The sequence below is a fragment of the Shewanella sp. BJSY2023SW005 genome (assembly GCF_047314585.1).
GTDB lineage: Bacteria > Pseudomonadota > Gammaproteobacteria > Enterobacterales > Shewanellaceae > Shewanella > Shewanella algae.
In genome coordinates, this window is sequence record NZ_JBKORJ010000024.1 from 38591 (window position 1) to 62336 (window position 23746).

At 54.5% G+C, this 23746-nt stretch carries 23 protein-coding genes and 1 pseudogene; 19 read left to right on the forward strand and 5 right to left on the reverse strand.

Going from position 1 to position 23746, the window contains the following annotated elements; all coding sequences use genetic code 11:
• Positions 1–113: 113 nt before the first annotated feature.
• From coxB to ACMHXI_RS06830, 4 genes and pseudogenes are all read left to right on the forward strand, one after another.
• Positions 114–1235: pseudogene (coxB, locus tag ACMHXI_RS06815) on the forward strand (cytochrome c oxidase subunit II); the annotation flags it as partial.
• A gap of 18 nt (positions 1236–1253) precedes the next feature.
• Positions 1254–2864, forward strand: a complete 1611-nt coding sequence (gene ctaD / locus ACMHXI_RS06820) for a cytochrome c oxidase subunit I (protein ID WP_025010816.1) — start codon at positions 1254–1256, stop codon at positions 2862–2864.
• Position 2865: 1 nt separating this feature from the next.
• Complete coding sequence (locus ACMHXI_RS06825) at positions 2866–3429, forward strand: cytochrome c oxidase assembly protein (RefSeq protein WP_025010817.1); 564 nt, start codon at positions 2866–2868, stop codon at positions 3427–3429.
• A complete protein-coding gene (locus ACMHXI_RS06830) occupies positions 3426–4301 on the forward strand; it encodes a cytochrome c oxidase subunit 3 (RefSeq protein ID WP_025010818.1) in 876 nt (291 codons plus the stop codon). The genes ACMHXI_RS06825 and ACMHXI_RS06830 overlap by 4 nt, the downstream gene beginning before the upstream one ends.
• On the opposite strand, the gene ACMHXI_RS06835 is transcribed toward ACMHXI_RS06830, so the two are convergent.
• Complete coding sequence (locus ACMHXI_RS06835) at positions 4298–4516, reverse strand: DUF2909 family protein (protein ID WP_025010819.1); 219 nt, start codon at positions 4514–4516, stop codon at positions 4298–4300. The two genes, ACMHXI_RS06830 and ACMHXI_RS06835, sit on opposite strands and share 4 nt — an antisense overlap.
• Here ACMHXI_RS06835 and ACMHXI_RS06840 point away from each other — a divergent pair.
• The 12 genes from ACMHXI_RS06840 to ACMHXI_RS06895 all read left to right on the forward strand — a co-directional run bounded on the left by ACMHXI_RS06840 (position 4488) and on the right by ACMHXI_RS06895 (position 16338).
• The gene (locus tag ACMHXI_RS06840) at positions 4488–5234 is read left to right on the forward strand and encodes an SURF1 family protein (protein ID WP_208124026.1); all 747 of its coding nucleotides are present in this window, start codon (positions 4488–4490) and stop codon (positions 5232–5234) included. The two genes, ACMHXI_RS06835 and ACMHXI_RS06840, sit on opposite strands and share 29 nt — an antisense overlap.
• Positions 5235–5294: 60 nt before the next feature.
• Positions 5295–5837, forward strand: a complete 543-nt coding sequence (locus ACMHXI_RS06845) for a hypothetical protein (protein WP_025010821.1) — start codon at positions 5295–5297, stop codon at positions 5835–5837.
• Positions 5837–6820 (forward strand): COX15/CtaA family protein, encoded by a 984-nt coding sequence (locus tag ACMHXI_RS06850; RefSeq protein WP_413734469.1) that lies wholly within the window; start codon positions 5837–5839, stop codon positions 6818–6820. Before ACMHXI_RS06845 ends, ACMHXI_RS06850 begins: the two co-directional genes overlap by 1 nt.
• A gap of 13 nt (positions 6821–6833) precedes the next feature.
• The gene (gene cyoE, locus ACMHXI_RS06855) at positions 6834–7739 is read left to right on the forward strand and encodes a heme o synthase (protein WP_144160201.1); all 906 of its coding nucleotides are present in this window, start codon (positions 6834–6836) and stop codon (positions 7737–7739) included.
• A 3-nt stretch (positions 7740–7742) separates the two neighbouring features.
• On the forward strand, positions 7743–8390 hold the full coding sequence (locus tag ACMHXI_RS06860) for an SCO family protein (RefSeq protein ID WP_144128657.1): 648 nt from the start codon (positions 7743–7745) through the stop codon (positions 8388–8390).
• A gap of 105 nt (positions 8391–8495) precedes the next feature.
• Complete coding sequence (locus ACMHXI_RS06865; RefSeq protein ID WP_025010824.1) at positions 8496–8813, forward strand: STAS domain-containing protein; 318 nt, start codon at positions 8496–8498, stop codon at positions 8811–8813.
• The gene (locus ACMHXI_RS06870; protein WP_025010825.1) at positions 8791–9153 is read left to right on the forward strand and encodes a response regulator; all 363 of its coding nucleotides are present in this window, start codon (positions 8791–8793) and stop codon (positions 9151–9153) included. Before ACMHXI_RS06865 ends, ACMHXI_RS06870 begins: the two co-directional genes overlap by 23 nt.
• 21 nt (positions 9154–9174) lie before the next feature.
• Positions 9175–11265 (forward strand): chemotaxis protein CheA, encoded by a 2091-nt coding sequence (locus ACMHXI_RS06875; protein WP_096142403.1) that lies wholly within the window; start codon positions 9175–9177, stop codon positions 11263–11265.
• Positions 11266–11277: 12 nt separating this feature from the next.
• Positions 11278–11829, forward strand: a complete 552-nt coding sequence (locus tag ACMHXI_RS06880) for a chemotaxis protein CheW (protein ID WP_096142402.1) — start codon at positions 11278–11280, stop codon at positions 11827–11829.
• An 18-nt stretch (positions 11830–11847) separates the two neighbouring features.
• Positions 11848–14433 carry a methyl-accepting chemotaxis protein gene (locus tag ACMHXI_RS06885; RefSeq protein WP_186265209.1) on the forward strand — a complete coding sequence of 862 codons (2586 nt, stop codon included), beginning with the start codon at positions 11848–11850 and terminating at the stop codon, positions 14431–14433.
• 10 nt (positions 14434–14443) lie between these two features.
• Positions 14444–15316, forward strand: coding sequence for a CheR family methyltransferase (locus tag ACMHXI_RS06890; RefSeq protein WP_306440268.1), 873 nt, complete (start codon positions 14444–14446; stop codon positions 15314–15316).
• A 2-nt stretch (positions 15317–15318) separates the two neighbouring features.
• Positions 15319–16338, forward strand: a complete 1020-nt coding sequence (locus ACMHXI_RS06895; RefSeq protein WP_096142400.1) for a protein-glutamate methylesterase/protein-glutamine glutaminase — start codon at positions 15319–15321, stop codon at positions 16336–16338.
• Here ACMHXI_RS06895 and ACMHXI_RS06900 read toward each other — a convergent pair.
• Positions 16328–17383 carry a polysaccharide deacetylase family protein gene (locus ACMHXI_RS06900; protein WP_144220688.1) on the reverse strand — a complete coding sequence of 352 codons (1056 nt, stop codon included), beginning with the start codon at positions 17381–17383 and terminating at the stop codon, positions 16328–16330. The genes ACMHXI_RS06895 and ACMHXI_RS06900 overlap by 11 nt on opposite strands.
• Before the next feature lie 19 nt (positions 17384–17402).
• On the opposite strand from ACMHXI_RS06900, the gene ACMHXI_RS06905 reads away from it, so the two are divergent.
• Positions 17403–18743 (forward strand): MATE family efflux transporter, encoded by a 1341-nt coding sequence (locus tag ACMHXI_RS06905; protein ID WP_186265207.1) that lies wholly within the window; start codon positions 17403–17405, stop codon positions 18741–18743.
• Positions 18744–18799: 56 nt separating this feature from the next.
• Here ACMHXI_RS06905 and nfuA read toward each other — a convergent pair whose 3' ends face one another.
• Together nfuA and ACMHXI_RS06915 are read right to left on the reverse strand one after the other, a co-directional pair.
• Positions 18800–19378, reverse strand: coding sequence for a Fe-S biogenesis protein NfuA (gene nfuA / locus ACMHXI_RS06910; RefSeq protein WP_028780834.1), 579 nt, complete (start codon positions 19376–19378; stop codon positions 18800–18802).
• Between the two features lie 195 nt (positions 19379–19573).
• Complete coding sequence (locus ACMHXI_RS06915) at positions 19574–20110, reverse strand: ComF family protein (RefSeq protein WP_240539432.1); 537 nt, start codon at positions 20108–20110, stop codon at positions 19574–19576.
• Between the two features lie 226 nt (positions 20111–20336).
• Between ACMHXI_RS06915 and bioH the strand changes: the two genes are divergently transcribed.
• Together bioH and ACMHXI_RS06925 are read left to right on the forward strand one after the other, a co-directional pair.
• A complete protein-coding gene (gene bioH, locus ACMHXI_RS06920; RefSeq protein ID WP_186265203.1) occupies positions 20337–21116 on the forward strand; it encodes a pimeloyl-ACP methyl ester esterase BioH in 780 nt (259 codons plus the stop codon).
• 38 nt (positions 21117–21154) lie between these two features.
• Positions 21155–21658: a hypothetical protein gene (locus ACMHXI_RS06925; protein ID WP_044733444.1), complete on the forward strand. Its 504-nt coding sequence runs from the start codon at positions 21155–21157 to the stop codon at positions 21656–21658.
• Here ACMHXI_RS06925 and ACMHXI_RS06930 read toward each other — a convergent pair.
• The gene (locus ACMHXI_RS06930) at positions 21610–23610 is read right to left on the reverse strand and encodes an LTA synthase family protein (RefSeq protein WP_096142395.1); all 2001 of its coding nucleotides are present in this window, start codon (positions 23608–23610) and stop codon (positions 21610–21612) included. The two genes, ACMHXI_RS06925 and ACMHXI_RS06930, sit on opposite strands and share 49 nt — an antisense overlap.
• Between the last annotated feature and the right edge of the window lie 136 nt (positions 23611–23746).

Here is a 23746-nt window from a genome sequence, read left to right on the forward strand (position 1 = left end):
GCACTTTGAAGTCATCGTTGCTTTTTTGGGAACTGAAGAGTTTGCATAGAGCAAAGACTTACTGTGTGACTCTTCTTTGTAGTTGCGAATGCAATTGACAGAGGAGATGTCTTGTGAAGCAATGGCTGTGTGTTTTGCTGACCTTGTTGTGCGTCAGCTTGTTGTCTCCAGGCGCTCAGGCAGATATGCCCTTGAATATGACTCAAGGGGTAACTGAGATCAGTGGCAAGGTGTATCACCTGCACATGATCATTCTTTATATCTGTTGCGCCATAGGTTTGGTCGTATTCGGCGTGATGATCTACGCCATGATCAACCATAGGAAGTCCAAAGGGGCAGTCGCGTCCCAATTCCATGAAAGTACCAAGGTAGAAATTGCCTGGACGCTTATCCCCTTTTTAATCCTGATCCTGATGGCAATCCCCGCAACCCAAACGCTGATTGCCATGGAAGATCCCAGTGATGCCGACCTGACGGTCAAGATCACCGGCTCGCAATGGAAATGGCACTACAGCTATTTCGGCGAAGACATCGACTTCTTCAGCATATTGGCAACGCCGAGATCCCAGATAGAAGGCCAGGAAGCCAAGGGCGAGCACTACTTACTTGAAGTCGACAAGCCTTTGGTATTGCCCATCAATCGCAAAGTCCGATTCCTGATGACCTCAGATGATGTGATCCACTCCTGGTGGGTGCCCGCCTTTGCCGTCAAAAAAGACGCCAATCCCGGTTTTATTAACGAAGCCTGGACCCGGGTGGACAAACCGGGGATCTACCGCGGCCAATGTGCCGAGCTTTGCGGTAAAGACCACGGCTTTATGCCGATTGTGGTGAAGGTACTGGCAGAAGATGAGTTTGACGCCTGGATGGCGGAGCAGAAACAAGCCGCGGCTACGGCCGCCGAAGAAGCTCAGGCGGCCCTCAGTGAGACCATGAGCCATGATGAGGCCATGGCGCTTGGCGAACAGATCTATATGGCGCGTTGCGCCGCCTGTCATCAGCCCAACGGCGCCGGACTTCAAGGGGTGTTCCCGGCGCTCAAGGGCAGTGCTATTGCCATAGGCCCAATGGCTGCCCATCTGGACATAGTGATCCATGGCAAGACAGGCACCGCCATGCAGGCCTTCGGCAAACAGATAACCGCCAAGGAACTGGCTGCTGTGGTGACCTATGAGCGTAATGCCTGGGGCAATAATACAGGCGACACAGTGCAAGCCGCCGACGTCAATAACCACGGGCAGTAGGGGGAGAAGATGAACTCATTCAGTCAAGATGCCGAAGCCGGCGTTCAGGAAATCGCTGAACAGGAACACCAGCATCATCACGCCCCCAAGGGGATCATGCGCTGGTTGCTGACCACCAACCATAAAGACATAGGCACACTCTATCTCTGGTTCAGCTTCATCATGTTCCTGATAGGGGGCGCCATGGCCATGGTGATCCGTGCTGAATTATTCCAGCCCGGATTGCAACTGGTCGAGCCCAACTTCTTTAACCAAATGACCACAGTTCATGGCCTTATCATGGTTTTTGGCGCCGTGATGCCGGCCTTTACCGGTCTGGCCAACTGGTTGATCCCCATGATGATAGGTGCGCCGGATATGGCGCTGCCGAGGATGAACAACTGGAGCTTCTGGATTTTGCCCTTCGCCTTCTTAATCCTGCTTAGCTCATTGTTTATGGAAGGTGGCGGCCCCAATTTTGGCTGGACCTTCTATGCCCCATTGTCGACCACTTATAGTGCCGACAGCACAGCCTTGTTTGTTTTTTCAATACATATCATGGGGATAAGCTCAATCATGGGAGCGATCAACGTGATAGTCACCATAGTGAATCTGCGCGCACCTGGCATGAACTGGATGAAGCTGCCCCTGTTCGTCTGGACCTGGCTTATCACCGCCTTCCTTCTGATAGCCGTTATGCCGGTATTGGCTGGTGCCGTGACCATGGTACTCACAGACAAATTCTTCGGCACCAGCTTCTTCGATGCCGCCGGCGGCGGAGATCCTGTGATGTTCCAGCATATTTTCTGGTTCTTCGGCCACCCCGAGGTGTACATAATGATCTTGCCGTCATTCGGCATCATCTCGGCCATCATTCCGGCATTCAGTCGCAAACCTTTGTTTGGCTACGCCTCAATGGTCTACGCCACCGCCAGCATCGCAATCCTCTCCTTCCTGGTGTGGGCACACCACATGTTCACCACAGGTATGCCTGTCTTTGCCGAACTCTTCTTTATGTACTGCACCATGCTGATTGCCGTGCCAACCGGGGTCAAGGTATTCAACTGGGTTGCCACCATGTGGCGGGGATCCATCAGCTTTGAAGCCCCTATGATGTTCGCCTGTGCCTTTATTATTCTCTTCACCATAGGCGGCTTCTCCGGCCTGATGTTGGCAATCACCCCAGCCGACTTCCAATACCATGACACTTACTTTGTGGTTGCCCATTTCCATTATGTGCTGGTCACCGGCGCCATCTTCTCCATCATGGCCGCCGCCTATTACTGGCTACCCAAGTGGACCGGGCATATGTACAGCGAGACCTTGGCCAAGTGGCATTTCTGGTGCTCGGTCATTTCGGTCAATGTGTTGTTCTTCCCGATGCATTTCCTCGGGCTGGCCGGTATGCCCAGACGCATCCCCGACTACTCGGTGCAGTTTGCCGATGTCAATCAGATTGTCTCCATTGGCGGTTTTGCCTTTGGCCTGTCACAGCTGATATTTCTGGTACTGGTGATCAAGTGTATTCGTGGTGGCGCCCAGGCTCCGGCCAAACCTTGGGAAGGAGCCCAGGGGCTTGAGTGGACACTCCCAAGTCCGGCGCCTTATCACACCTTCAGCACTCCGCCGGAGATTAAGTGATATGACAGACTCCCGCCCCGACAACCGTAAACTGGTACGCCTGCTGCTGCTTGGCGCCGTAGCCATGTTCGGCTTCGGCTTTGCCCTGGTGCCGCTCTATGACGTGCTTTGTCAGCAGTTGGGGATCAATGGCAAGACCAACACCAGCGCCGCCACTTATAGTGCCCAAGTGGATAACAGCCGCTTGGTCACTGTGGAGTTTATCTCTCAGGTGGCCAAGGGAATGCCGTGGGAGTTCAAGCCGGAAGTGACCCGTATCAAGGTGCATCCCGGCCAGTTGACCCATACCCGCTTTCTGGCCCGCAACCTGTCACACCAATACAAGATAGGTCAGGCAATCCCTTCCGTTTCACCGGGACAAGGCGCCGCCTACTTCAATAAAACCGAGTGCTTCTGTTTCAATCAGCAGCCGCTGGCTGCCGATGCCAGTGCCGAGCTGCCGCTGGTGTTTTACGTGGATCCGGACCTGCCGGACTCCATCAGCACTCTGACCCTCTCTTACACCCTCTATGACATCACGGATAGACAGATATCCGATGCCCTGGAGCAAGGAGCAGCGAAATGACCAGTAAACATGAACACTATTATGTTCCGGCTCAAAGCGCCTGGCCGATTGTCGGCGCATTGGGGCTTTTCCTTATCGCCTATGGTGCCGGTACTTATGTATCCCAGCTCAAGTCTGACGGTGGCCACGGCAGTTACGTACTGCTGGCAGGAATTGCCGTCATTCTGTTCATGCTGATTGGCTGGTTCAGAAACGTGATCCATGAATCCATGAGTGGTCTCTATTCGCCACAGATGGACAGGTCATTTCGTCAGGGAATGAGTTGGTTCATCTTCTCTGAGGTGATGTTCTTTGCGGCCTTTTTCGGCGCCCTCTTCTATGCCCGTATGGTGGCCGTTCCTTGGTTGGGTGGCGCATCCAACAATGCCATGACCAACGAAGTGCTCTGGCCTGGATTCAGCGCAGGCTGGCCCTTACTGAAAACCCCGAACGGCACTGAAACCCAAGCCATGGGTTGGAATGGTTTACCTCTTTTCAACACCATTATTCTGCTCACCTCCTCTATTACCCTGCACTTTGCCCACCTGGGGTTAGAGAAAGGCAAACGCACCGCCTTAACCCTCTGGCTTGGACTCACCATCTTGCTGGGACTGGCCTTTCTAATCTTGCAGGGAGAGGAATATGTCCATGCCTACACTGAGCTGGGGCTGACGCTGCAGTCCGGTGTCTATGGCAACACCTTCTTCCTGTTGACAGGTTTCCACGGTATGCATGTGACTCTGGGCACACTATTCCTGTTGGTGCTGTTTTTCAGGGTTTTAAAGGGGCACTTCAGCGCTGAGCGTCACTTTGCCTTTCAGGCTGGCAGCTGGTATTGGCACTTTGTCGATGTGGTTTGGCTATGCCTGTTTGTTTTTGTGTATGTGCTTTAGTAAGGCCGGGGATTAGGGGAAATAATCCCCAGCGCCAATGCCAGCAGCAACAAAAGAACCACCAGCGCCGAAAACAACACCCGGCGGCCAAGAAAACGGCTCATGGGAACAGATGAATCGCCGCGCACCATGATCCACAGGGCGCGACCAAGGTTGAAAATGATGAACAGCAGTAGCAGTACCAATATGACTTTAAAGAAAAAACTGACTGACATTCACTCTCCCATCCCTTGGGGGCGTTACCTTGCACTGTTATTTACTTTGGGGCTGTTTCTACTCATGGTCAAGCTGGGATTCTGGCAACTGCAGCGCGCTGAAGAAAAGCAACTATTGGCTCAGGAGATTGCTGCCAAAGCAGATACGGGGCCAAGCAGTTTTTCAGCTCTGCTGAGGCAAGACCCTGGCAGCCGGCTCACAGGGCAGAAACTGCAGCTGAGTGCCAATGTATTGAGCGGCAAGCAATTGCTGCTGGACAACCAGGTGTACCAAGGACGAGTGGGCTACCTGTTGCTGCAACCTCTGCAAGTTGAGCCGGAGCAACCCTGGCTATTGCTGGAGCTGGGGTTTATCCCAGCTCCAGAAAAACGCAGTGAACTGCCAGAGATATTGCCATTACCGCCACGCCTCACCCTCGAAGGCCGATTGTGGCAAAAGGGCAGTAACCCACTGAGCCAGGAGCTCTTGGCCGAAGCCGGTTGGCCCAAGCGAATACAGAATCTCAACTGGTCGCAGCTCGAACACTTGCTTGGGCACAAACTGATTCCGGCCGTGTTGCAGCCGGTTCAGCTGGAAGGTGTGGACTTGCCAAGACCCTGGCAGCCATTGCCCATGCCGGCTGAAAAACACCTGGGTTATGCCCTGCAGTGGTTTTCCATGGCTGCCGCCCTGTTGTTACTGCTTGTCTGGTGGCGCTGGAAACTGAATCGACACTAACCACACTAACCATAGGGCGAGCTGAATTCAGAACGCCCAATTACAGCAAGAGGAGCCAGGATGAACTCCCGAACCCAAAGACCACTCTTGATACTACTGCTGGCCTTTGCCCTGCCGGTGATACTGGCAAAACTGGTACTGAGCTTCGAGCTATATCAAGGTGGAGCCACCAACAAGGGCCAGTTGCTGCCGGTTAATCTGGGTTATCAGCAACTTGGGCTAGACAACCCGCTTCCCGGCCGTTGGCAAGTCCTATACCTGATACCGGCCAACTGCGATGAACTATGCCAGGAACGGCTCTACATATTGCAGCAGAGCCATACGGCGCTGGGCGCCGAGATGGACAGGGTCGACACCCTGATTTTCATCAACCGGGAAAGCGACACGGGTGCTCCGCTAAACAACGACTTTCATCGAGTCACTCTGGATAAACCTCTGACCGCCGAGAATCCATTACAGCAGCAGATGTTGGTGATAGTCGACCCTCTGGGCGCTTGGGTGTTGGCCTATCCGGGGGTAGTGGATCACCAGGGCCAACTCCTGCAGGGCAAGGCCTTGGTCAGCGACCTGCGCAAGCTGTTGAAACTCTCGAGGGTGGGCTGATGAAACTGAACTTGCTACTGAAGATGACCCTCATCTGCACTCTGACGGTAATCCTGTTGGGCGCCTACACCCGGCTGTCGGATGCCGGCCTTGGCTGCCCCGACTGGCCCGGTTGCTATGGCCATATCAAGGTGCCTTCTCAGGCCCATGAATTGGCTCATGTCGAACGCCACTTTCCGGGACAAGAAATAGAACCCAAGAAAGCCTGGCTGGAGATGATCCACAGATACGTGGCCGGCTCGCTGGGGATTCTGGTATTACTTATTTTGATCCAGAGTTGGCGTGGCAGCGCAGCCCCGAAGACGCTGCCGGGACTGATCGCCGCACTGATCGTATTTCAAGCGCTGCTGGGAATGTGGACTGTGACCATGAAACTGATGCCCGTCGTGGTCATGTCTCACCTGCTCGGGGGATTCACCCTGTTTTCGCTGTTGTTGCTGCTGTATCTCAGGCTCCGGCCGCTGCAAATCCCGGATGGCGATCCCAAAGCCCGCACCTTGGCGCCTTTGGCCATGGTGGCGCTGGCCATTGTGGTACTGCAAATTATGCTTGGCGGCTGGACCTCCTCCAACTACGCCGCCCTGGCCTGCACAGAGTTGCCTATCTGCGAAGGTGACTGGAGCAACAACCTACGTCTGGCAGATGCCTTCTCTCCTTTTCAGGGGCAGCATCCAAGCTTTGAGTTCGGCGTATTGGATTATCACACCCGGATGACCATACATATTGCCCACCGAATAGGTGCCCTGCTGACCGCGATACTAGTACTCACCCTGGCATTCATGCTCTGGCGCAGAGCCGACTCGAGCATCCTGAAACGCTCGGCTCTGGTACTCACCTTAGTGCTGGGATTACAGCTGTCATTGGGCCTGGCCAACGTCTTGCTGCATCTGCCGCTGCCGGTGGCGGTTGCCCATAACGGCGGTGCAGCCCTGCTGCTGCTGACTTTGGTATTCATCAACTATGCGCTTTGGCGTAAAGCCTGAAGAGGGACTGTTTATGGCCAAACTACTCTCCATAGCCCAGGACGCGACCCGCACAGAGATCTCCTGGCGCGATTACCTGGAAATGACCAAGCCCAAGGTGGTGGCGCTGATGCTGCTCACCGTCCTGGTGGGCATGTGCCTGGCGTTGCCCGGTGCCATCCCCCTACAGCCCTTGCTTGCCGGGCTAATGGGAATCGCCATGATGGCTGGCTCGGCGGCCGCCTTGAATCACCTTATCGATCGACGCATTGATGGCCTGATGGCCCGCACTTATAACCGCCCCTTACCCAAGGGACGAGTGAGCGTGAGTCGAGCCTTGAGCTTTGCCGTCTTGCTTGGATTGGCGGGCTTTACCTTACTCTATTGGCTGGTGAATCCACTCACCGCCTGGTTAACCTGTGCCAGCCTGATTGGCTACGCCCTTATCTATACCGCCTATTTAAAGCGGGCAACCCCTCAAAATATCGTGATAGGTGGCCTTGCCGGTGCCATGCCGCCACTGCTGGGTTGGACGGCGGTAACCAATGACTTTCACGGCCACGCCTGGCTGTTGGTGATCATTATTTTCACCTGGACTCCACCTCATTTCTGGGCCTTGGCCATTCACCGTCAAAAAGAGTATGCCAAGGTGGATATCCCCATGCTGCCTGTGACTCACGGGGTGGAATTTACCAAGACCTGTATTCTGCTCTACACCCTACTGCTGGCCATCGCCTGCTTATTGCCGGTTTTGGTTGGCTTGAGTGGCCCCGTCTATCTGCTGGCTTCCACCATTCTCAGTTGCCTGTTTATCTACAAGGCCTGGCAACTCAAGTTTGCCGACCGCCCCGGGCTGGCGATGGCCGTGTTCCGTTTCTCTATCTATCAGCTGATGCTGCTGTTTATTGCCCTGCTTGTGGATCATTACCTCTGGAGTTGAATCATGAAGAAACGCATCTTGGTGGCAGGTATTTTGCTCATAGGTCTTGGCGGTTTGGCCAGTGTGCAGCTGTTTCACCGACCTTCGTCTCAGCCGCAGCAGGCACTGCAAACCAGCTTTCAATATGAAACCCCAAGGCCACTGCAACCTTTTGAGTTGCAGGACCAAAACGGTCATCAATTCGATAATGACAAGCTAAAACAGAAATGGAGTCTGATTTTCGCCGGTTACACCTCCTGCCCGGACGTATGTCCCACCACCCTTGGCAAACTCAGCGCCGTCTACCCGAAACTGGCACAATTGGCACCAATACAGGTGATACTGCTCAGTGTCGACCCTGAGCGTGACAGCCAAAGCAAACTCAAAGACTACCTGGCCTTCTTTAATCCCGAGTTCATAGGTTTACGGGCCGAGCACCCGGCATTACTGCCCTTCAGCCGCGATCTGGGCCTGGTGTATTCACTGGTCGGCGATGGCCCTGACTACCAAGTGGATCACAGCGCCTCTTTGATCCTGATCTCGCCCGACGGCCGCCGCTACGCCACCATCAAGCCCCGTTCACAGACACCCGGACAACTGCCGCAAATCCGCAACGATGAACTGCTGGCCGACTTTCGCACTCTGGTTACTCAGTATCAAGGGCCTCACTAACCCCCTAAAGAGCCTAGTCATTCATATACCATTTTTTCTTTTGAAAAGAGGCAGAAGTGAAATTTGCCGACTATCTTTTGTGTGTTGGGAAAACAGGGAAGCACTATGTCCATCGACACACTGGCACTGGGTTCAGAAATAAGCATTCGCAATATTCAGCCACTCTACCAAAAACTATTGGAGCTCTTGCATCGGGTCGATGAATTGATCCTGGATGCCGGTGAGTTGCACAAGGTGGATACTGCCGGCGCCCAGTTGCTGTACCTGTTTGCTCTGAGTTGCGACAAGCGAGGGTTGAAACTGTCATGGCAACAGGCTCAACCCGCCTTTATCGCTCAATTGACGCGCCTGGGTATCAGGATCCCGACACTCGATTCGGATTTTGAAAAGGAAACGCTCAATGAAGACAATCCTCGCAGTTGATGATTCAGCCTCCATGCGGCAAATGGTGAGCTTTACTCTCAAGACAGCAGGTTTCGACGTGACCGAAGCCAACAATGGCGAGGAAGCGTTGAAAGTAGCCCAAGGCAGAGAGTTTGACCTGGTGATATCGGACGTCAACATGCCAATTATGGATGGTATCGAGCTGATACGTAACTTGCGCGAGCTGCCCAATTACAAGTTTGTGCCCATGTTAATGCTGACCACAGAGTCGACCACAGACAAGAAGCAACAGGGACGAGCCGCCGGAGCCACAGGTTGGATAGTCAAACCCTTCAACCCGGATCAGCTGTTGGCCACGGTTCGCAAAGTATTGGGTTAGCCTCCGGCAAGGAGCGGATATATGGACATAGATCTGAGCCAATTCACCCAGGTGTTCTTTGAAGAAAGCCTCGAAGGCCTGGAGGTCATGGAATCTGAGCTGCTGAAACTGAACGTGCAGCAACCGGATCCGGAAACCATAAATACCATTTTTCGAGCCGCCCATTCGATTAAGGGAGGCAGCGCCACTTTTGGTTTCAACCAGGTCGCCGGATTCACCCACTTGCTGGAAACCCTGTTGGATGAAATCCGTGATGGCCGCCGGGAAATGACCGCCAATCATCAGGATATGTTGCTCTTGTCGGTGGATCTGCTGCGCAACATGCTGCAGGCCTTGATGGCAGGTCAAAGCTTTGAATCGCCCCAGCAACAAGAGTTGGAAAACCGCTTCAATCAGGAGCTGTCCGAAGTTGCCGGGGTCGAAGATGCGCCGGATAACGCCAGCCAAAATAATGAAAAGTCAGCAACCAAAGCATCAGAAACCAAAGAGTCTGAAACCAAAGATATTGGGCTCAGCTGGCAGATAGATTTCCATGCCGGCGCCGACATTCTCAGATGCGGCAACGACCCCATTTTGATGTTCAACGAACTCGCCGAGCTGGGTGAGCTAAAGGTCAGCCTGCCAGAGCAGGAACTGCCTGAGTTTGAAGACCTGGACCCCGAATCCTGCCGTCTGTATTGGCAGCTGCAACTCGACACAGAGGCGCAACTTGAGCGGATAAAAGAGGTGTTTGAGTGGGTCGAGGACGACTGTGAAATCCATTATCAGCAGTTACCCGCCAAGGCACAGCTTGTCGAAGGTGTTTCTCCGCAGGAACAAGCCCCTATCTCGACTTCTGCCCCATCCTCCCAAGAGACACAGGTCGCAGCCACCACAGCCAAAGTGGAGTCCGGCAAGGCTGTTGCCAAAACGGCGGAAACCAGTTCTATCCGGGTCAGCACCGACAAGATAGACATGCTGATCAATATGGTGGGTGAGCTGGTGATCACCCAGGCTATGCTGGGGCAGATAGGCCAACAGGAACGCATTGACGATAACGCTCTGCTGTCACTGCAGCAGGGGCTGGAGCAATTGGCCAATCACACTCGGGATCTGCAGGAAAGCGTGATGCAGATCCGCATGCTGCCTATCAGCTTCGCCTTCAACCGTTTCCCCCGCTTGGTACGCGACATAGGTCAGCAGTTGGGCAAGAAGGTCGAGCTGATCCTCAAAGGTGAGGAGACAGAGCTGGACAAGACAGTGATGGAGAAAATTGTCGACCCCATGGTGCATCTGGTACGTAACTCTTTGGATCACGGCATTGAATCCCCTGCCGTGCGCAGCGCCAAGGGTAAACCGGAAACCGGCAGGATCACCCTCAACGCCTTCCATCAAGGCGGCAATATCGTCATAGAAATAACCGACGACGGCGCCGGATTGGATACCGGCAGAATTCTCGCCAAGGCCAGAGATAAAGGCTTGGTCGGCGCTGAAGAGGAACTCAGCACAGAGGCGATTCAGCAACTCATCTTTAAACCCGGCTTTTCTACCGCCGACAGCGTCTCCGACCTCTCAGGCCGGGGCGTGGGTATGGATGTGGTCAGACGCAACATTCAAGCACTCAGCGGCAGTGTGGAGCTGGCCTCGACGCCCGGCAAGGGTAGCCGTTTTACCATTCGCTTGCCTTTGACCCTGGCCATTCTCGACGGCCAGTTGGTGAGGGTCGGCGAGCATACTTATGTGGTGCCGCTGGTCTCCATCTATGAGTCGTTGCAAGTGGAAAGCAGTAAGGTCAACAAGCTGTCTGAAGAGCACGAAGTGATCCGCCTACGAGACGAGTACCTGCCGGTCATCCGCGTTTATCAGGAGTTCAATCACCAGGCTCAGGCCAAAGAGGTCAAAGAGGGGCTGGTGATGGTGGTGGACAACAACAACCAAAAAGTCGGCCTGCTGGTCGATGAGTTGCTGGCGCAGCAACAAGTGGTGATCAAGAGTCTGGAAGACAACTACGCCAAAGTGCCCGGGGTGTCCGGTGCCACTATTCTCGGTGACGGCCGGGTGGCGCTGATAGTGGATATTCCCGGACTCGTGACCATGTCTGGCCTCAATCAAACTCAGGAACATGCAGCCTAGAAGGGAAGCGCAATGACAGAATCCAACCCTGCAACATCGGCAGCTGCAAAAGATCAATCACAGCAATACCTCACCTTTATGATGGCCGATGAGGAATATGGTGTCGATATTCTCTCGGTGCAGGAGATCCGTGGCTGGGAAGCAACCACGGTTATTCCCAATGCGCCGCCCCATGTCAAAGGGGTCATCAATCTGCGCGGCACCATAGTCCCCATCATAGATCTGCGTCAAAGGTTCGGTATCAAGACCCTGGCATATGGCCCAACCACAGTAGTGATAGTGCTGAAAGTGCGCCTGGATAAACAGCACAAGGTGATGGGCATAGTGGTGGATGCCGTTTCCGATGTTTTCAGTATCACCCAGAGCGAGATCCGCAGTGCGCCCGATTTTGGCCAGGACACGGACATGCGTTTCATCCATGGACTCACCTGTGTGGCCGATAAGATGGTCATACTATTGAATATCAATATGTTACTCGGTAATGAAGTGCTGCCGGATGCATCACAACTTTCCAGTTTGCTGCAGCAACTGGACTTGGAACAGCCTCAGGCTGCCAACCTTTAAGACATCGAGGAAAGAAGAATGGATGCCGCCAATGCCAACCTAATCAACAGCAATCCCTGGAATCTGCTTGGCTTAATCACGGGCATCGCCGTGATGGCGCTCATGCTGCTAGGCCAGGATCCCAATATCATTATTATTCTGCAGGGCGCCACTCTGGTTTGCATACTGCTTGGGCTATTGCACTCACTCAAGCACAAAGGCACCCTGGATAGCGCCATCAACCAACTGCAGCGGTTGCTGAAAGACGGCACGCAGCAGTTTGTCGAGCTTGATCTGCCGGGCTGGAAGCCTCTGCTGGACGAGCTCAGTCGTTGGCGTCAGAGCCAGCAACAGCAGCAAGCCATTCTCAAGGCTCTGGATATCTGCCAGGCCAATGTGATGGTGGCCAATCCGGCCGGTGACATTCTCTACTTCAACCACTCGCTGCAACAAACCATGCAGGACGCCGAGGCCGACATTCAAGAGGTATTGCCTAAATTCCAGGCCGACAAGCTGCAGGGCGCTAATATGGATGTTTTCCACCGCAACCCTGAGCATCAAAGGAAATTGATCGCCGGCTTGGAGCAGGTTTACTCGACTCAGATCAAGGTAGGTCGTCGTGCCTTCAGCCTGATAGCTTCGCCGGTATTCGACGAAAACAAGCAGCGTATTGCCACTGTGGTCGAATGGCAAGATCTCACCGAAGCCCTTAGCAAACAACAATTGGAGCTGCAAAGCGCTACAGAGAACACCCGCATCAAGCAGGCTCTCAATGTCTGCCAGGCCAATGTGATGGTCGCCGATACCGACTACAACATCATCTACCTGAACGACTCACTGAATGAAATGCTGGCCGGCAATGAGCAAAAGCTGCAACAGGAGTTGCAGGCCTTCAACATGAGCAAGCTGATTGGCAGCAATATCGATATCTTCCATCGCCATCCTGAGCATCAGCGACAATTGCTGGACCAGCTCACCGACAGCTATAACACACGCATCAAGGTGGCCGGGCTGACATTCAACCTGATTGCCACCCCGGTATTTGAACAGGGCAAGCGTACCGGCACAGTTGTGGAGTGGCAGGATATCACCGCCAGCCTGGCCAGAGAGCAGCAGGAAAAACAGCTGGCGGCCGAAAATGCCCGCATTCGTCAGGCATTGGATAATGTCAGTTCAAATACCATGGTGGCGGATAACGACGGCAATATCATCTACCTCAACCAAGCTGTACAGCAGATGTTTCAGGCAGCCGAGAAAGATATTCTCCGCGACCTGCCCAAGTTCAATGCCAGCAAACTGCTGGGACAAAATATCGATGGTTTCCACAAGGTCCCCAGCCACCAGCGCAATATTCTCGCCGGATTGACCGAGACCTACGACAGCCAGCTGCAAGTTGGCGGCCGTACCTTCAGAATCATTGCCAACCCGATACTGGACCCGGAACAGGGACGAATTGGCACTGTGGTTGAATGGGCCGACCGTACCAATGAAGTGGCCATAGAGCAGGAGATTGACGCCATTATCACGGCGGCCAACGACGGCGACCTGAGCCGCCGTCTGGATATTCACAACAAGGAAGGCTTCTTCCTTAATCTCTCCAACGGCCTCAACCGCTTGGTCGGCATCGCTGACAATGTCATCTCCAAAATCGCTGATATCTTCGATGGCCTGGCCAAGGGGCAACTGGATCGAAAACTTGGCGGCGAATATCAGGGTCAGTTTGCCAAGCTGCAGCAAGATGCCAATGCCACCATCAGTAAGTTGACCGAAGTGATTGGGGGCATCAATGACTCGGCCAATACCGTCACCTCAGGAGCCGAAGAGATAGCTCAAGGCAACGCCGACCTTAGCCAGCGTACCGAAGAGCAGGCCGCCTCCCTGGAGCAAACCGCCTCCAGCATGGAGGAGATGACAGCTACTGTGAAGCAAAGCGCCGAAAATGCCACTCTGGCCAACAACTTAGCCCAGGAGGCCAGCGAGAAGGCAGGCGAAGGTGGCAAGGTAGTCAAACAGGCTGTCAGCGCCATGGAGGAGATCAACACCTCGAGCAAACGCATTGCCGACATCATCAGCGTGATAGATGAAATCGCCTTTCAGACCAACCTGCTGGCGCTGAATGCTGCGGTCGAGGCTGCCAGAGCCGGAGAACAGGGCCGTGGTTTTGCCGTAGTGGCCGGAGAGGTACGTAACCTGGCACAGCGCAGCGCCGGTGCCGCCAAAGAGATCAAGGAGTTGATCCGCGACAGCGTCAACAAGGTCACAGATGGCACCCAGTTGGTCAATCAATCCGGTGAAACCCTGCAGGAGATAGTGCAAGCCGTGTCCAAGGTAGCCGGCATGATCAACCAGATCAGCATAGCCGCAGAGCAGCAGTCGGTTGGGATCCAGGAGGTCAATAAGGCTGTATCGCAGATGGATGAAATGACTCAGCAAAACGCCGCTTTGGTGGAACAGGTCTCGGCAGCAGGAGATGCCATGGCCGAACAGGCCAGAAGCATGAAGCGTCAATTGGGCTTCTTCAATACCGCCAATCTGGAAAAGGGCGCCGGTAAGCCCCTGACCCTGATCGCCGGGGATAAGTCCCCCAAGATCCGTGTCAGTTCAGAAGAGTGGAGCGAGTTCTAGGAGATACTGATTGAGCTTCGATGAAGAGAAGGCATTCCCGATGACAGCCGCGGATTTCGGCATTATCCGCGAGCTGGCCTACCAACACACAGGGATAGTGTTACCCGAGCGCAAGCGCCATATGGTGTATTCCAGGCTCAGCCGCCGGCTGCGATTGTTGCGGCTGGCCAACTTCGGGGAATACTGCCTCAAGCTGCAAAGCGACCCTCTGGAACTGGCGCCATTTATCAACGCGTTGACCACCAATCTGACCTCCTTTTTCCGTGAGCGGCACCACTTCAACTTTCTGGAAACCGAGCTGGTGCCCTATTGGCAGCAGCGCAAGCAACGCAGGCTGAGAGTTTGGTCGGCAGCCTGCTCCAGCGGTGAAGAGCCCTACAGCATAGCCATGACCTTGGCAGAGCACTTTCCCGCCGCCTCGGGTTGGGACCTGAAAATATTGGCAACCGATCTCGATACCAATGTGTTGGCCAGAGCCGAAGCCGGAGTTTATCCCCTGGCCGGAATGGAGGCCATCCCTGAACGGTGGCACCACTATCTGCAAGGCGCAGCGGAAGAGTTTAGTATTAGCAACCAGATCAAAAAATTACTCTTCTTCAAGCAGCTCAACTTACTGGAGCCCTGGCCGATGCAGGGCCCATTCGATGCCATCTTCTGCCGTAATGTGCTGATCTATTTCGACCAGAGCACCAAGCAGAAGATAGTGGCCGGTTTCAGAAAACTCCTGGCCGATGATGGTGTGTTGTTTATCGGTCACTCAGAAAGCCTGACCAATATCTCCCGTGAGTTTGAAACCGTCGCTCAAACCACTTATCGCCTGCGGCATCAGGATTCGACTCTGCCGCGACTGTCCCATGTCTCAGGAAGCAAGGAGCCATACTGATCATGGTAAAAGTTCTGATTGTTGACGACTCGGCACTGGTACGCCAGTTGCTGAGTCATATGCTCAGCCAGGACCAAGATATAGATGTCGTCGGCTGCGCCGAGGACCCCTACGAAGCCAGAGAGATGATTAAAGCGCTGCAGCCGGATGTACTGACCCTGGATGTGGAAATGCCCAAGATGGATGGCCTGGCCTTTCTGCGCAACTTGATGCGCCTAAGGCCCATGCCTGTAGTCATGGTATCGTCTTTGACAGAACGCGGCGCCGACGTGACCCTGGAGGCCTTATCCCTCGGGGCGGTCGACTTTATCGCCAAGCCTAAACAGGACTTGACCAATAGGCTTCTGGACTATCAGCAAGAGCTGATCGATAAGGTGCATCTGGCTGCCGCCAGCCATGTCACCCCTCAACAAGGCAGCACTGCACCACTGAGCGGTGATGCCAAACTCAAGAACCGTATTATAGCCATAGGCGCTTCCACCGGCGGTACTGAGGCCATTCAACGGGTAGTGGCACCGCTGCCGGCCAATACCCCCCCCATAGTCATAGCCCAGCATATTCCCGCGGCCTTCAGCGCTTCATTTGCCCGCCGCCTCAACCAACACGCCAGAATGGAAGTGATAGAGGCTCAGGGCGGGGAAAGATTGACTCAGGGCGTTGCCTATCTGGCACCGGGCCATGCCCACTTGGTACTCGAGCGCCGTGGGGCCCATATCTACACCAGACTGCTGGACACGGAAACCGTCAACCGCCATAAGCCCTCGGTGGATGTGCTGTTCAACAGCATTGCCGAGATTGCCGCTAAGTCGGCGATAGGGGTGATACTCACGGGCATGGGTAAAGACGGTGCGGCCGGCCTGCTGAAAATGCATCAGGCGGGAGCCCACACCATAGCCCAGGATGAGGCCAGTTCTGTGGTTTGGGGTATGCCTGGCTCGGCAGTGGCACTCAATGCCTGCAACGAGCAGTTGCCACTGGCGAATATCCCGGCCAGGCTGTTGAAATTACTGACTACTCCTTGACCCAGCTGCCGTCATCCTTTGGCCTAACCCATGCCTGGGAAAACCAATAATAGCTGCCGTGACGTTTGCTGGGGGCAGTACAGTTGTATCTGGATCGCCCCGGAGGCAAGTCCAGTTCAGCCTGAATACGGAAACGATTCGCCGACAACCATTGAGGTTTCTTGGCGCCCTGCCCCTGTACATAACACATGAGCTGCGACTGATTGATATCGCTCATGTCCAGAGTCACCTCAAGTTCGGGCCGCCACTGACCCATGGGTAACTCAGGGTTACTGGGGGAGATGGCCTGCACCGGCATATTCAGGCTATACAGTTTCACCTTTAGAGCATTCATATCGGCATAGGCGCCAGCCACGGGAAAACGCGGCAAAGAGGTCAAAGCAGAGTGAGGGCCTGCCGCACCGGACTGCTGCCCCAAGCCAACAAATCCAAGACGCTGCAACAAGGCCTCCAACTGGCTGTTATATTCGCCGTAGGGATAAGCGAGTATCTTCAGATTGTCGCCGGTTTCTTTGGCAATTCGGGCCTCGGTCTCAAGCAGGTTGGCTTCGATTCGCGCCAGCCACTGCTCCTCGGTTTCGGTGGCATTGCGGCGGATCAGATGCTCATGCCCCCAACTGTGGTTGGCAATCTCAGCGCCTTCTGCCGCCAGTGTTCTGAGCTGCTCCCAGCTCATCATCTCACGGTAACCCTTTTCTATCGGTTCTATCGCCACAAACAGTGTGTAGGGAAAGCCAAACTCTTTCAGTATTGGGTGAGCGGCCTCGGCAATGCTGAGGTAACCGTCATCGAAGGTGATGGCAACCGTTCTCGGTGCCAACGTTTTGGACTGACGGATCGTCTCTATTACTTGGGTCAGCGGCACCACATTGAAATCATGATCCGCCAGATACTGCATCTGCTCCCGAAACTGGGCAGGGGTCACACTGGTACTGGCCGGCGAGCTGTCAGAAACATGGTGATACTGTAGAATAACTGCCGCCAGGACGGGTGAACTTATTAGCCCAAGACAACTGCAGAGCAAAAAGCACAGCTTTTTCAACATCATTAACCTCTGAGAAATTATGACCACCAGCATTGGCCTGTTCGACAGGCAAAAAAACCGCCAGCTGTTTGCGCTGGCGCTTCCAATGATACTGTCCAACATAACTGTGCCGCTACTGGGTCTGGTGGATACGGCTGTCATAGGGCACTTGAGTGACGCCTATTATCTCGGTGGCGTCGCCGTTGGTTCGACCATTATAACACTGCTGTTCTGGTTGCTGGGGTTTCTGCGTATGGCCACCACGGGCATGGTTGCCCAAGCCTATGGCGCCGATGACAAGCCTCGGCAATTGCAGCTGTTGATGCAGGCCGGCTCGCTGGCACTTTTCCTCGGCTTGATGGCTCTGCTGTTGCAAGGGCCGATACTCAGCCTGGCTGCCAGTTTATCCGATGCCAGTGAGCAGGTCAGCCGCTACGCCGCGAGCTACTTTTCCATTCGTATCTGGTCAGCCCCGTTTGCATTGCTGAACCTGGCTCTACTTGGCTGGTTGCTGGGCCGTCAGCAACCCAAGGCCGCCATGTGGCAGTTGATCATCGCCAACTGTGCCAATATAGCTCTGGATCTGCTGTTTGTTATAGGTTTGGGTTGGGGCGTAGAAGGCGCGGCCCTGGCATCCGTCATCGCCGACATGACCGCTTGCGCCGTAGCCTGCACCATGGTGTTGCGCCAGTTAAAACAGTTCAATGTGCCGCCTATTGCTGAGCTGCTCGGGCAGTTACATCCCCGTGACTTTGGTCGCCTCTTGAGTCTGAACCTGGATATCTTTATCCGCAGCTTGTGTTTGCAGGCCACCTTCGCCTTTATGACCTTCAAGGGTGCCGGGCTCGGCGATGAAACTGTCGCGGCCAATGCCGTGTTATTGAATATGTTGCTGCTGATCTCCTACGCCCTGGATGGCATCGCCTACTATGCCGAGGCCGAAGTGGGCCGCACCACGGGTCAAAAACACCTGGACGCGCTCAAACAGGCGGTTTCACTGGCCTTTAGTTGGTCGGCCATCATAGCGCTGGGGTTCAGCGGCTGCTTCTGGATTTTCGGTGAGCAGCTCATCGGCATGCTGACCAATATTCCCGAGGTGCGTCAGGTCGCCTTGATCTACCTGCCATGGCTTATCGCCCTGCCGCTGCTGGCATTTGCTTCCTATCTATTTGACGGTGTCTATATTGGTGCCACCAAGGGTAAAGTGATGCGTAACAGCATGATTTTCGCCAGTTTGGCAGTATTTTTCCCGGTCTGGTTCATGTTGCAACCCTTGGGTAACCATGCTCTATGGGCCGCCATGAGCGCCTTTATGCTGGCGCGTAGCCTGAGCCTGGGGCTGCACTTCCTCTGGCGTCGGCGGCAATTTATTCCTGCCTGATGGCAATAAAAAAGGACAGTGTTGAACTGTCCTTTTCTTTGGAACCTGTACCAGTATTACTGGTAAGAATGGTCGCCATGCTGGTGATCTGTTACATCACGAACACCGGTCAATTCGCCGGGGAAACGCTCCAGCAACTGAGTCTCGATGCCGTCTTTCAGGGTCACATCGACCATGGAGCAACCGTTACAACCACCGCCAAACTGCAGTACCGCCACGCCGTCATCTGTGATCTCCACCAGCATGATGTGACCGCCGTGGCTAGCCAGCTGGGGGTTGATCTCGGCCTGGATCATATACTCCAAGCGTTCGGTCAGCGGAGCATCGTCAGACACTTTACGCATCTTGGCATTGGGCGCTTTCAGAGTCAGTTGTGAACCTAACTGATCGGCCACCAGATCAATGCTGGCTTCTTCCAGGAAAGGAGCGCTCTTTTCATCGACCATGGCCTTAAAGCCATTAAATTCCAGCTCGATATCGTCGGCTTCAACCGCATCCGGTGGGCAATATGAAACGCCACATTCAGCCTGAGGAGTCCCAGGGCTGATAACAAAGACCCGAATATGAGTGCCTTCCGGCTGACCATCCAGGAGTTTAACAAAGTGCGCCTGAGCTGCTTCGGAAATGGTAATCATGACAACCTGCTCCGTCAGGGTAAACCTGAGTAAATTAGTAAGAATTAGAGCTATCATACTCCGACTGTCATGCGCTTTGTAGTCCCGAAAGCGATAGAGCTGAGTTTTTTGTTGTCGGGATCTCGATTTTATCTTCCACAATTCCAAGCCGGATCTTGATCTTTAGTTGGCACCATACTTACCGCCTTTAACCGCTCAGGAGCTATAGTTCAATCCGGGCGCTTCGGCTCTGGCCAAACACCAAACCTGAACATCCGGCGACCAGGGAGCCAAAGCCTTGGCGGCTTCCCGGATAGTGGTGCCTGTCGTCACCACGTCATCCACCAACACCAATCGTTGCCACTTTGGTGCCCCGCTCACGGCAAACGCCTTGGCCAGATTACGCCTGCGGGCCTTGCCACTGAGACCGGCCTGTGGCGCAGTATCCGCTATCCGCAACAACAAAGAATCCTCCAGCGGCAGCCCCAACTCTTGGCTCAGCATAGATGCAATCACCCAGGCCTGATTAAAGCCCCGCTGTTGCAGCCTCGCCGGATGCAAAGGAACAGGCACCAAGGCCTGTGGCCAACAGATAAGTCCGGCTGCCGTCAATGCCTTTACCCTGCAAGACAAGGCCTTAACCAGTGCGGGTAGAGGGGCGAAATCCTGCTGGTATTTGACTCGGCCGACAAGCGGCCCCAATGCCGAGTGATAGCTGGCCGGGGCCACCACAGGGATAGGACTGTGTTTCATACAGGAACCACAAAAGCGTGCAATGACGGTCAACTCCCGGCCACAGCCGAGGCAAATAGGTTGTCGGTAGCAGGTGGCCGCAAGACAGCAGGCACACAAACCCTGACTGGCTGACGGGATCTGCTGGTGACACAGCAGGCAACGGTTGGGTAAACTGGCGGCCAATAGGGCCCGGCATCCTGCCGATAGAGGGCTCCACATAACAAGTCTTCCATGAGGTGTTTCAGTGAGTCTGCATATCGAAAGCCAGGGACAGGGACGAGATCTGATCTTGCTCCACGGTTGGGGCGTCAACAGTGCCGTTTTTCATCCCCTGCTGCCTGGCTTGTCTCAGTATAGAGTCCACAGTGTCGACCTGCCGGGATTTGGTTTTAGCCAGGCCATTGACGGGGAACTTGACGACTGGGTGGAGGCTCTGGTGGCAGCTCTGCCAGAGCAGGCAGTATGGTTGGGTTGGTCGCTTGGTGGCCTGGTTGCCACCCGAGTAGCTCAGCGCTTTCCAGAACGAGTTGCCGGGCTTATCACTGTCGCCTCCTCTCCTTGCTTTATGGCCAGGAGCGATAACCAATGGCCTGGAATAGCACCTAATGTGCTGACTCAGTTTGCCGAGCAACTGCAACAGGATCTGCAGCGAACCATAGAAAGGTTTCTGGCAATCCAAGCCATGGGCAGTGATAGTGCCCGCGACGATATTCGCACCATTCGCGAGCTGGTTCTGGCGCGGCCGCTAGCCAATGAACAGGCTCTTGCGCAGGGTTTGGAGATGTTGGCCAAAGTGGATCTGCGCCCCGGACTGGAACGGCTCGCCCTTCCCTGGCTCAGGGTTTGGGGCAGGCTGGATGGGCTGGTGCCCAGAAGAGTCGCTAACCTATTGCCGGGTAACGCATCAACCACAGATTTACTGCTGGCCAAGGCATCACACGCCCCCTTTATTTCCCATCCTCAGGAGTTTATTCAGGGGCTAAATAGCTGGCTAACAGAGAAAGACTTTAATTCCTTGCCCTGATTGACTATTATTTGGACAGCAATGTAAGGAATGACCCTATGCAGCTTGTCTCACACTATCCACAGGTACCGATCGCGACCAGTAATCCCGCGACCGATGCCGCTCGGGTAGAGAGTCAGCAAAGACCGCCTGTCATTCCGCCGCAGCAACCCAGTAAAGGCCATGAAGAAAGGGCCTTCAACCCGCAGCACGAACGCACTGCAGACTCGGCGCAGCAACAGGCCAGACTGGCCGATAGAGTCCAGGAGCGCCAACAGCAATCCGGTCAACAACAGCAGCAACAGGAACAACAGCAGCGCCAAGGCAGTAAGCCACTGCAGCTGAATCTGGTCAGCAAGCCGGCCCTGGATCGCCGCGATATCCGTAACCGTCAGCTAGAAGCCGCGGCTTTTCCCAAGCCCGCCATCGAATCAAGTACCGAGCGCCATCCCATGCCGAATGAAGCACCGCAGTTTTATCGTGAGCTGGGACAGAGAATCGACACCTTCTACCATCAGCGTACTGAGCCCCTGCCCGATGCCGGCATTTCAGCATTGGTTTGATCCGTCTTTGGCGGCAGCTTATATAAACCTTCCTGATACGCCATGCTACCCCAAAGCGCTAACCCAAGAGCCTTGCGAGCCATAGGTTCTGCGAGCGGTGCTGTATGCAGTTGTTCCTTAACAGGGTCGTAATCAAAGGTCGCAGGCGCCTTCTCCGGCTGCAATATGGTGACCTTATTGCCCTGCATATAGGCAAAGTTCTTGTCGTACTGCATCAAGGCCCTGCCCGGCCAGCTATCGGCCACCTTTGACAGGTCCCGCCCCAACATGGGGTAAGTGGCATCTATGCCGGCTAAAGACAACAGAGTTGGCGGCAGATCTATCTGGCTCACTACCCGCAAGTCCCGTTTGGCCGTTATTCCATCACCCAGCAACAAGCCCGGGATCCTGAATCTGGGCACAGGCACCAAGGAGGCCCCGGAAACCCGGCTGTCATGATCGGCCACCACCAGGAACAGGGTATCACGCCAATAGTCAGCCTCTTTGGCCAGGCGGAAAAATTCACCTATGGCGTAATCGGCATATTTGGCAGCATTGTTGCGGGTCTGTTTCGGTTGTTCATACAGCTCGATACGGCCATCAGGGAATTCAAAGGGATCATGATTGCTGGAGCTGAACACCAGGCTAAAGAAAGGCTTGCCCTCGGCATGGAGCCGCTTGAACTCTGAATCGGCCTTGCGCATTAAATCTTCATCCGAAGCGCCCCAGGAGCCGACAAAGGCAGGTTTACGATAATCTTTCTGGTCGACGATAGTGCTGAAACCATTACCGAGGAAGAAGCTGCGCATATTGTCAAAGTGGCTTTCACCACCGTAGATAAAAGAGGTGGAATACCCTTTAGCCTGCAGTAATTCCGCCAGGCTGAAGAAGCCGCTCTGGCTCTTGCCGAGTTTCACCACAGAGCGCGCCGGCGTGGGGGTAAAGCCTGTGGTCACCGCCTCTATGCCGCGGACCGAACGTGTACCCGTGGCATACAGGCTCTCGAAATACCAGCCCTCATCGGCCAGGGCATCCAGATTGGGTGTCAGTGGTAAGCCTCCCAGGCTGCCAACGAAACGAGCTCCCAGACTCTCCTGCAATATGATGACTATATTCTTGGGTTTACCGCGATAACTGGCCTGGTTTTGGCTCAGGCTGGGATATTTGTCTGATATGAAGTCAGCGGGCGCACGGCCACTCTCCTGGCGGATTATCTGATAGATCTCCTTTCTGTCCATATCGCCATAGATCCGCGATGCGTCGGCCTCATTATTCATTTGGCTGATGGCAAAGGCCAGAGAGTAACCGGAATTGACCACCAACGAGTTGACGAGCGGATCATCGGCGAAGGCCACCATGGCTGGGTTCAACGGCCTGTGACCGAGACTGGATCTGGCCCCCGCCAGTGACAAGACAATGATCAGCACACCGAGCACAGGGCGCCAATACCACTTGGGGAAACGACAATTGCGACCGAGGTAACCTGAGAGTTTCCAGCCGCCCCAGAGGATGACTCCGGACAAGACCACAGAGAGGATCAGCTCCAGTTTGCGGCCGCTCCAGAGCATGGAGAGCACTTCTTTGGGGTAGATAAGATATTCGACGTAAAGACGGTTAGGCCTGACACCGTACTCTTCAATAAAGGAGGGTGTGGACAGCTCCAAAAACAGCAAATACCAAAGCCCGAGAGTCAGCCATAGACGTTGTATCCAAGACCAGCAACGCCCAAGCCAATGATCGCCGCCAAACAAGGCAGTACCCAGTGCCACAACGCCCCAGAGCCAACAAAGCATGGCCACATCGACCCGCAGCCCCTGCAACAACATATGGCTCCAACCACCAACGGCGGTTACCCGTTCATATTGCCAAAGCCCCAGCCCAATTCGGCTCAACATCAGGCATAACAGAGCCAATAAACTGAAAGTCAGCACACCGCGAAACGGCCCCGTAAACTTAAGATGGGAAAACTTCATGCCCTAAAATCCTTGCCACTCTTGTATCTCGGTGGTTGATATAAAAATTGAGGTTTAACCGCACGCCAACTCTTTGCCCGAGCCGATTTGCCGCGTCATTATGACAGAAAGGCTACGATAAAGTTTCATTAACATT

Excerpts from the sequence above, each read along its gene's own strand:
- ctaD (WP_025010816.1), top strand. The coding sequence starts at position 1,254 with ATGAACTCATTCAGTCAAGATGCCGAAGCCGGCGTTCAGGAAATCGCT.
- ACMHXI_RS06825 (WP_025010817.1), top strand. The coding sequence starts at position 2,866 with ATGACAGACTCCCGCCCCGACAACCGTAAACTGGTACGCCTGCTGCTG.
- ACMHXI_RS06830 (WP_025010818.1), top strand. The coding sequence starts at position 3,426 with ATGACCAGTAAACATGAACACTATTATGTTCCGGCTCAAAGCGCCTGG.
- ACMHXI_RS06840 (WP_208124026.1), top strand. The coding sequence starts at position 4,488 with ATGACTTTAAAGAAAAAACTGACTGACATTCACTCTCCCATCCCTTGG.
- ACMHXI_RS06835 (WP_025010819.1), bottom strand. The coding sequence starts at position 4,516 with ATGTCAGTCAGTTTTTTCTTTAAAGTCATATTGGTACTGCTACTGCTG.
- ACMHXI_RS06845 (WP_025010821.1), top strand. The coding sequence starts at position 5,295 with ATGAACTCCCGAACCCAAAGACCACTCTTGATACTACTGCTGGCCTTT.
- ACMHXI_RS06850 (WP_413734469.1), top strand. The coding sequence starts at position 5,837 with ATGAAACTGAACTTGCTACTGAAGATGACCCTCATCTGCACTCTGACG.
- cyoE (WP_144160201.1), top strand. The coding sequence starts at position 6,834 with ATGGCCAAACTACTCTCCATAGCCCAGGACGCGACCCGCACAGAGATC.
- ACMHXI_RS06860 (WP_144128657.1), top strand. The coding sequence starts at position 7,743 with ATGAAGAAACGCATCTTGGTGGCAGGTATTTTGCTCATAGGTCTTGGC.
- ACMHXI_RS06865 (WP_025010824.1), top strand. The coding sequence starts at position 8,496 with ATGTCCATCGACACACTGGCACTGGGTTCAGAAATAAGCATTCGCAAT.
- ACMHXI_RS06870 (WP_025010825.1), top strand. The coding sequence starts at position 8,791 with ATGAAGACAATCCTCGCAGTTGATGATTCAGCCTCCATGCGGCAAATG.
- ACMHXI_RS06875 (WP_096142403.1), top strand. The coding sequence starts at position 9,175 with ATGGACATAGATCTGAGCCAATTCACCCAGGTGTTCTTTGAAGAAAGC.
- ACMHXI_RS06880 (WP_096142402.1), top strand. The coding sequence starts at position 11,278 with ATGACAGAATCCAACCCTGCAACATCGGCAGCTGCAAAAGATCAATCA.
- ACMHXI_RS06885 (WP_186265209.1), top strand. The coding sequence starts at position 11,848 with ATGGATGCCGCCAATGCCAACCTAATCAACAGCAATCCCTGGAATCTG.
- ACMHXI_RS06895 (WP_096142400.1), top strand. The coding sequence starts at position 15,319 with ATGGTAAAAGTTCTGATTGTTGACGACTCGGCACTGGTACGCCAGTTG.
- ACMHXI_RS06900 (WP_144220688.1), bottom strand. The coding sequence starts at position 17,383 with ATGTTGAAAAAGCTGTGCTTTTTGCTCTGCAGTTGTCTTGGGCTAATA.
- ACMHXI_RS06905 (WP_186265207.1), top strand. The coding sequence starts at position 17,403 with ATGACCACCAGCATTGGCCTGTTCGACAGGCAAAAAAACCGCCAGCTG.
- nfuA (WP_028780834.1), bottom strand. The coding sequence starts at position 19,378 with ATGATTACCATTTCCGAAGCAGCTCAGGCGCACTTTGTTAAACTCCTG.
- ACMHXI_RS06915 (WP_240539432.1), bottom strand. The coding sequence starts at position 20,110 with ATGAAACACAGTCCTATCCCTGTGGTGGCCCCGGCCAGCTATCACTCG.
- ACMHXI_RS06925 (WP_044733444.1), top strand. The coding sequence starts at position 21,155 with ATGCAGCTTGTCTCACACTATCCACAGGTACCGATCGCGACCAGTAAT.
- ACMHXI_RS06930 (WP_096142395.1), bottom strand. The coding sequence starts at position 23,610 with ATGAAGTTTTCCCATCTTAAGTTTACGGGGCCGTTTCGCGGTGTGCTG.